Source organism: Moorena sp. SIO3H5 (assembly GCF_010692395.1).
Classification (GTDB): domain Bacteria; phylum Cyanobacteriota; class Cyanobacteriia; order Cyanobacteriales; family Coleofasciculaceae; genus Moorena.
In genome coordinates this window covers 1-8,307 of sequence record NZ_JAAHHS010000345.1, presented here as the reverse complement: position 1 = coordinate 8,307, position 8,307 = coordinate 1, and the positions used below count along the sequence as shown (strand labels likewise).

Below are 8,307 nucleotides of genomic sequence, written 5' to 3'. Positions count from 1 at the left end.
TGATGGGATGTTCTAGTTCTCCTGTGAGGAGTTGGTCGCATTTGTCTATGGCTTCACGGAATACGGATGCTTGTTGATATAATTGCTGTCCCATTTTCACATATTGGGAACCTTGGCCTGTGAATAGAAAGGCTACTTTCAATGAACTATTGGTCTTAGGTAGTTGCCCAGAGAAGACTCCTGCTTCTTGCTCCCTTGCTTTAATTTGAAGCAGTTTTTCTCTTAATTCTTGTTTTTCAGAAGCAATAATTGCCAGGCGATGGTTGAAATGGGCTCGTCCTGTATTAGCTGTGTAACAAATATCTGCAATTTCTAACTGTGAATGAGTTTCTAAATGATTTTGATAGCGACCAACTAATTCTTCAAGAGCCTTTTCTGTCTTGCCCGAAAGTGTTATTATATGGAGTGGGCGTTCTAACAATTCTTCTCTTTTAACTTGTGACTTGTGACTTGTGAGTTGAGAAGAAGCTTCTTCCAATACCACATGGGCATTGGTTCCACTAAAACCAAAAGAACTTACTCCAGCAATTCGAGGTTTGCCGTTTATTTGCCAAGGCATTGCTTGGGTAGGCACATATAGTGGCAATTCTGGCCAGTTAATGTAGGGATTTGGCTGATGGAAATGCAGATGAGGTGCAATTTCTTGATGTTGCATTTGCAATACAATCTTTATCAAACCTGCAATTCCTGCTGCAGCTTCAGTGTGACCAATGTTAGTTTTAGCTGAACCAATTATCAATGGTTCCTCCTGGGAGTGAGTTTCTTGAAATACTCTCCCCAAAGCTCCTACTTCAATAGGGTCTCCTAAAGAAGTTCCTGTGCCATGGGCTTCCACATAGCTGACAGTCGCTGGGTCTACTCCCCCATTTTCCAATGCTTGACGAATAACAGCCTGCTGTGATATACCATTAGGAACTGTTAAGCCACTTGTACTACCATCTTGGTTAATAGCTGTTCCACGAATCACTGCCATAATGTTGTCTCCATCAGCAATCGCATCAGAGAGTCGCTTGAGTACTACTATACCACATCCTTCACTGCGAACAAAGCCATCAGCCTTAGCATCAAAAGTTTTGCACCGACCGTCTGGGGAAAGCATACGGGCTCTAGAATGGTTAATATGGGTTAATGGTGAAATTATCAGATTAACTCCTCCTGCAAGAGCTAAATTGCTTTCTTTATTTCTAAGGCTGGAGCAAGCAAGATGAACACTAAGCAAAGAAGAAGAACAAGCAGTATCTACTGCTAGATTTGGTCCTATAAAACCTAAAGTATAGGAAAGTCGCCCTGATGCAGTACTGTGTGTATTTCCACTGCCGAGATAGGCGGTAATTTCCTTGGTATTTGAGCTTGCTATTTGAGCATAGTCATTACTACAAATACCTATAAAAACACCTGTATGCGTTTTCGCCAGTTGCTGAGGATTAATTGCAGCATTCTCTAAGGATTCCCAAGACACTTCCAAAAGCAAGCGTTGTTGAGGGTCAAGGAACATTGTCTCTTGACCAGATATACCAAAAAAATAAGGGTCAAAATTCTGTATTTGCTCAATAAAACCACCGTGATAGGTGTAGATTTTGCCAGGAGTTTTTGGGTCAGGGTCGTAATACTCATCAATATTCCATCGGTCTTTTGGTACTTCAGTGATAGCATCTACTCCTTGATGTAACATATCCCAGAAAGCTTCTGGGGTAGATACACCTCCTGGGAAGCGACAACCAACACCAATAATCGCTATTGGTTCTTTTTGAGATGCCTCCAGTGTATCCAGCTTTGATTGCAACTGCTCAATTACCAAAAACGATTTTTGCAAAGGAGTTAGTTGTTTAATCTTATTTGTTGATGAATTTTTCATTGGTTCAATACCTCACTTGACTTGTTCTTCGATCAATAAATTTAGTTTTTGGTCAATCAGTTCTTCTAGCCGCTCTTCAGGAAGCTCTTTTGTTTTAGCTAACAACTGTTCTTGTTTTTCATTCTTCTCACTTTCTCTTGAACTACTGAGAACAGGAGTGGCATCTTCTACCTCTAGTACATATTGTGCCAAGTAATCTACTACATCTCTAACTGTAGGATAGTCAAAAGCTAGTGTTGATGGCATTGAGCAACCTAAACTGGTTTGTAACTTATTCCTCAATTCCACAGAGGTCAGAGAATCCATGCCCAAGTCAAAAAAGCCTTGTTCTAAACCTATTGAGTGTGAATCACTAATTCCCAAAACTCGACCTACTTGATGACGAACATGAGCCACTAGCAGTGAGCGCCGTTCGCTAGGGACTGCAGCTTCCAACTGCTGCAGAAACTCTGGTTGAGACAAAGGAGAATCTGAGGCTGTGTTTACACACTCTGACAAGAACAGAGATTTGGCAGTTTGTTCCTGCCACACCGACCAATCAATGGGCACTACCCCTACTTCCACACCCGAACCACTCATTAGTAGCTCTAGAGCTTCTATCACCTGAGCCGGAGCTATAGCCTCCATACCTTTGTCCTGTAATTTCAGGTCAGCACCACGAGCAGCAGCTTCTCCCACTTGAGACACTGCACCCCAATGAATACTCAGCCCAGTTAACCCCATCCCCCGACGATAATGAGCCAATGTATCTAGAAAAGCATTCGCTGCACAATGGTTCCCCTGGCCTGGAGAACCCAGTAGAGATGCTGCCGAAGAAAACATCACAAAAAAGTCCAACTCCTGGTCTTTGGTTAATTCATGCAAATACCAAGCCCCTTGAACCTTCGGAGCCATTACTTTTTCAAAACTTGACCAGCTCTGATTCTGTAATACACCATCCGACAACATCCCTGCCGAGTGAATCACTCCTGCCAATGGAAACTTTGACTCATTTATCCGACATAAGACCCTGTTGATGGCTGTCCATTCTGACACATCTGCTTGTTCCACCACCACTTCTGCTCCAGCTTGTTCTAACTCGGTTAATTGGCTCACCACCTCCGGTGACGGTGGCCTTCTTCCTACCAACACTAAATGCTGGGCTCCTTTCTCCACCATCCAACCAGCTACCAATAAACCTAAACCTCCTAGACCTCCTGTAATTAAGTAAGTCTTCTCCTGACTCAAAAGAGTGGGAACCACTGGTGAACTATACTGACTATGGACTAAACGAGCCACATAACGACTATCCCCTCGCAATCCCACCTGCTCTTCTTTGTCCTGTGACCAAATTTCTAACCACAGTTGCTGTGCTTGAGTCTCGACACTTTGCTGAGGGTCTAAATCAATCCGCACACAGTTGAGTTCTGGATGTTCTAAGTTTATTGCTTTTCCCATGCCCCAAACTGTTGAGTGGATCATTCCTGGAAGTAATGACTTTGTCTGTGGTATTGGTTGTGCTCCGCAAGTCACTAACCATAACCGTGGTAGTTGGGATAATTCTCCTTTGACTAAGGACTGCACTAAGGATAATGTGCTACCACAACCTAGTTGAGAAATGTTTTCTAACTCTTGGGAACTGATGTTGGTACTGTCTGTCCCTGTCATTGTCCAACATTGAACTACTCCATGTAAGCTTGATGAGTCCGATGCTACCTCCGCGAGGAGTTGCTGAAATTCTTCTGGGTGGTTGGGGTTGATTGTAAATTCTTCAGCAGCAATTTGTTGATATTGTTGTCCGGGAAACACCAGGGTACACACTTGTCCCATGGAACGCAGTTGACTGGCTAAGGAATTACCTACTCCTTGTTCGTCTGCCAAAATTAGCCAACTCTTGGATGTTGATGATTTTGACTCTAAGGTTTTTCTATCGGCTTGAGCTATAATTACTGCCTGCTGGGAAAAAGTTTCCGACATTCCTTCCACTTCTGGTATGGCTACCACTTCCGTAAAACCTGTTTCCCCGAGCAATTTTTTCCATTGATTCCGACTCAGCAGTGGATAGTCTGGTCGTAAATCATAATCTTGGAATTTCCACCATCCTTCTAACATCCCGAATATTAAATCTATCCACCTCTGACGACTTGTTGCTTCTAGTAGCACTAACATCCCTCCTGGTGCTAACAGTTTTCTGACATTTGTCATAGTCTGATGCATTTTTGTGGTGGCATGGAGTACATTGGCTGCCACTACGATATCATAGTAATTTGATTCAAATCCTTGTGCGATTGGGTCGGTTTCTATATCCAGAGTTTGATAATTCACAAATTTATAATCGGAAAATTTTTCTTTGGCTTTGGTGGTAAATAGTGCTCCTATATCCGTAAACATATATTCTGTTTGGCTGCCATTGAGTGCGGGCAAAATATAACTGGTTGTACCTCCTGTTCCTCCTCCGATTTCCAGTACCCGTATGCCTCGGCTTTGTGGTAATTCCTCTACTGCTTTACCTATGACTTTTTTTACTATGGTGTTCATCACTTGGGCTGGTGGAGCGTCTTGATAGAGACTGGTTGCTGTGGTTAAATCTCCTTCCGGAAACACCAGTTGTACTGGGTCTATTGCTCCTCGTAATACTCCACTTAACTCAGAGGCACAGCGGTCTAGCAGTTTCAATTCTGCCTGGGCTGATGGATTTTTCGTCAGTAGTTCCTGATTTTTTTCCCTGGGGTTAACTTCTTCTAAGGTTTGTAATAACTGCCACTTTTGTTGAGTTTGGGCAACTATTTTCTCTTCTGTCAATATCTGAAGTATTCGCTGGCATAATCGTCTGTGACTGGGAACTATGCTTAAACGTTGAGCCAGCTCATCAACACAGAAGTATTCTCCTGGTTTGTATGGCCAACCCATCTGCTGAAGTGCTTGCACTATATATTCTACGCTCAATTCTTCTAGTTGAGCCGGGATGTCTTTGTAGCTGTTCAACTCGGGCTGAGTTACTAATTCTGCTATGGTCTGATGTAACTGTTTTTCTATTTCTCTGGGGGGGTGAATTTGGTCTGGAGGTAGTAGCTTGCCTAAACGTCCTCTACTTATCCATTCTACTTCGTATAGCGAATCTTTAATTGTATATGTTTTAAGTTGTTGCTGATGCTGTTTAACCAGCAATTTTAGTACTTTTGGTAGCAACTCAACTTCACTGGATGAGAAGTTTCCCACTGTTTCGAGTTGTTGAGCCAGGATTTCTGTTTGGCCTTGATGAATGAGATTGACAACAGAACTACTAATATTTTCTGAGCCACTGGCATCCTGCTCTTGATTTGTGGAAGTATCTATCCAATAACGCTGTCGCTGGAAGGGATAAGTAGGCAATACCACCTTCTGCCTCTGATAATTTCTCTCCATTCCTAACCAGTCTACTTCCCCTCCTTCCACATACAACTTTCCTACACTACACAACATTGACTCCCACTCATCTACTCCCTTTCGCAGTGATGGTAACCACACTCCTTCTTCTGTTGATACACAACTACGTCCCATCCCTAACAGTATTGGTTGCGCTCCTATTTCTAAGAATACTTCTACTCCTTCTTCTACCAATGTCTCTATACTTTGACTAAATCTCACTGGTTGACTAATATGATTTACCCAATACTTGCCTGTTGCTATACTTGCCTCGGCTTTCTCTCCTGTCACATTTGATATTATTCCTATTTTTGGTTGATTGTAATTTACTTGATTGGCCACTTGTTCAAATTCGGCTAACATTGGTGCCATTAATGGTGAATGGAATGGGTGGGATACTTGTAGCCTTTTGGTCTTGATTCCTTCTGATTCTAAGTTACTTACTATTTCTGTGATGGCTGTTGTGGCTCCAGATATGACTACACTTTCTTCTCCATTTATGGCTGCTATTGCTACTTCTTCTCTATATTCCCTTATCTTTTCTCTGATTGACGATTCTGATGCCCTCACTGATACCATTTCTCCTGTGCTTGGCAACTGCTGCATTAATTTTCCTCGCCTGGTTATCAGTTTTAGTCCTTCTTCTAAGGAGAATATTCCTGCAATGCAAGCTGCTACATATTCTCCTAGAGAATGACCCATTACTATGTCTGGTTTGATTCCCCATGATTGCCATAACTGGGCCAAGGCGTATTCTAGGGCAAATATTACTGGTTGGGTATATTCTGTTTGGTCTAGTAGTTCTGATGGTATTGAGCTGTCGTACAGGATTTTGGTGATGGGATGTTCTAGTTCTCCTGTGAGGATTTGGTCACATTTGTCTATGGCTTGACGAAATACGGATGCTTGTTGATATAATTCCTGTCCCATCTTCACATATTGGGAACCTTGACCTGTGAATAGGAATGCAGTTTTGGGTTTGGTTGTGAGTCGGTCGGGTTGTTTTTGGTATACTCCTGTTGGTTCGGCTCCACTTTGATGTTGTCGTAGTTTGGCTAATAATTCTTTTTGATTGGAGGCTATTACTGCTAGGCGATGCTGAAATTGAGCGCGTCCGGTGTTGGCTGTGTAACAGATGTCTGCTAGGCTGTCTTCTTTGTTTGTTTCTAGATGGTGCTGATAATGTTTGATTAGTTCTGTGAGGGCAGGTGGTGTTTTGGCTGATAAGCTTAATATGTGTAGTGGACGTTCTGGGATATCTCCACTACTTTTTACTTGAGCTGGGGCTTCTTCTAATATGACATGGGCATTTGTTCCACTAACACCAAAAGAACTGACTCCTGCTAGTCTTTTTCTTTCCCCTTTTTGCCAAGATTGACCTTCTGTGGGCACTACTACTGGAAGTTTAGCCCAAGGAATATGAGGATTCGGTTGCTTGAAATGTAAGTGGGGTGGGATCTTCTCATTTTTTAATGAAAGCACTACTTTAATTAGACCTGCAACTCCTGCCGCAGCTTCAGTGTGACCAATATTGCTTTTCACTGAACCTATCACCAAAGGTTGCTGTTGAGGTCTATTTTTGCCATATATGGCTGCCAAAGCTTCTACCTCTATGGGATCTCCCAAAGATGTTCCCGTTCCATGGCATTCCAAATAATCCACAACAACTGGATCTACCTGGGCACTACTGAGGGCCTCGTGAATTAATTTTTCCTGAGCTGGCCCATAAGGTACTGTTAAACCACTACTAGGACCATCATGGTTAACTGCAGAACCTCTAATCAGTGCTAGTACATTGTCACCATCTGCAACAGCATCAGATAGCCGTTTGAGTACAACTACCCCGCATCCTTCTCCACGTCCTATACCATCAGCAGAGGCATCAAATGCTTTACAACGACCATCTCGGGAATTCATATGAGCGCGAGATTCAAACAAACTTACATCAGGTGTAAGAATTAAGTTAACCCCTGCTATCAAAGCCAAATTACAATCTCGATCGCGTAAGCTTTGACAGGCTAAATGACAGGCAACTAAAGAAGATGAACAAGCAGTTTCTACAGTTAGGGTAGGTCCATGTACTCCTAAAAAATAAGCTAGTCTGCCAGCAGCAGTTGCACTTCCAGTGCCAAAGAAAGGTTCTATCTTGCCTGAATTACTGATTAATTGAGCGTAATCATGGGTCATCATGCCCACAAATACACCTGTCTGGCTACCTATCAATTCAGTAGGAGACACAGCAGCATACTCGAGACTTTCCCAAACAAGCTCCAATAAAAGTCTTTGCTGAGGGTCCATCCACGTTGCCTCCCGAGGAGAAATGCCAAAAAATTGAGGATCGAACCGATCTACCTTCTCCAAGAAATTGGCATAACGAGTGTACATTTTCCCAGGAGCATCTGGATTGGGATCGTAGTATTTATCAATATCCCATCGTTCTTTTGGTACTTCAGTAGCAGCATCCACACCATTCCACAACATATTCCAAAAGGCTTCTGGATCTTTACTTCCTCCAGGAAATCGACAACTCATACCAATGATTGCAATTGGTTCAGTCTTGGCATTTTCCAAAGCATGTAGTTTGGCTTTGGTTTGACGCAACTCAACCAATGCCTTTTTCATCAATTCCAAATTGTCAGTTTTAGCAGCTTTAATCATATTATTTACTTAATTTAGTTATTTAGTTTTTAAAATCTAGTTCTTCAGCCAGTAGTTCAACAATTTTCTCTTGAGACATATTCTCTAGTTGTTCAGCCAAATTATTTATATGTTTTATTTCATCTACTTTTATTTCATCTATTTTTTGGAAGTATGACTCTAGGTGATTCTGTATTAAATAGGTAACAATAGCTTCTATTTTAGGGTAGTTAAATATAACATTTGAAGAAACAGAAATTCCCAAGCTTTTTTGCAAACAACCTCTGAATTCTACAGCCATTAAAGAATCCATGCCCAAGTCAAAAAAGCCTTGTTCTAAACCTATTGAGTGTGAATCACTAATTCCCAAAACTCGACCTACTTGATGACGAACATGAGCCACTAGCAGTGAGCGCCGTTCGCTAGGGACT

Annotated in this window: 3 protein-coding genes; all 3 read right to left on the bottom strand. The window is 42.2% G+C overall.

The window, feature by feature from the left end; all coding sequences use genetic code 11:
* Positions 1-1,855 (bottom strand): type I polyketide synthase (locus F6K52_RS27615; RefSeq protein WP_293085963.1); only part of this gene is annotated, 1,855 nt, incomplete at its 3' end.
* Positions 1,856-1,867: 12 nt separating this feature from the next.
* Positions 1,868-7,897 (bottom strand): type I polyketide synthase, encoded by a 6,030-nt coding sequence (locus tag F6K52_RS27610; RefSeq protein ID WP_293085960.1) that lies wholly within the window; start codon positions 7,895-7,897, stop codon positions 1,868-1,870.
* A gap of 22 nt (positions 7,898-7,919) precedes the next feature.
* The coding region (locus F6K52_RS27605; protein WP_293085955.1) for an acyl carrier protein at positions 7,920-8,307 on the bottom strand (388 nt) is incomplete at its 5' end.

What these genes read in the sequence shown, in the direction of transcription:
- F6K52_RS27610 (WP_293085960.1), bottom strand. Translation starts at nt 7,897, where the DNA reads ATGATTAAAGCTGCTAAAACTGACAATTTGGAATTGATGAAAAAGGCA.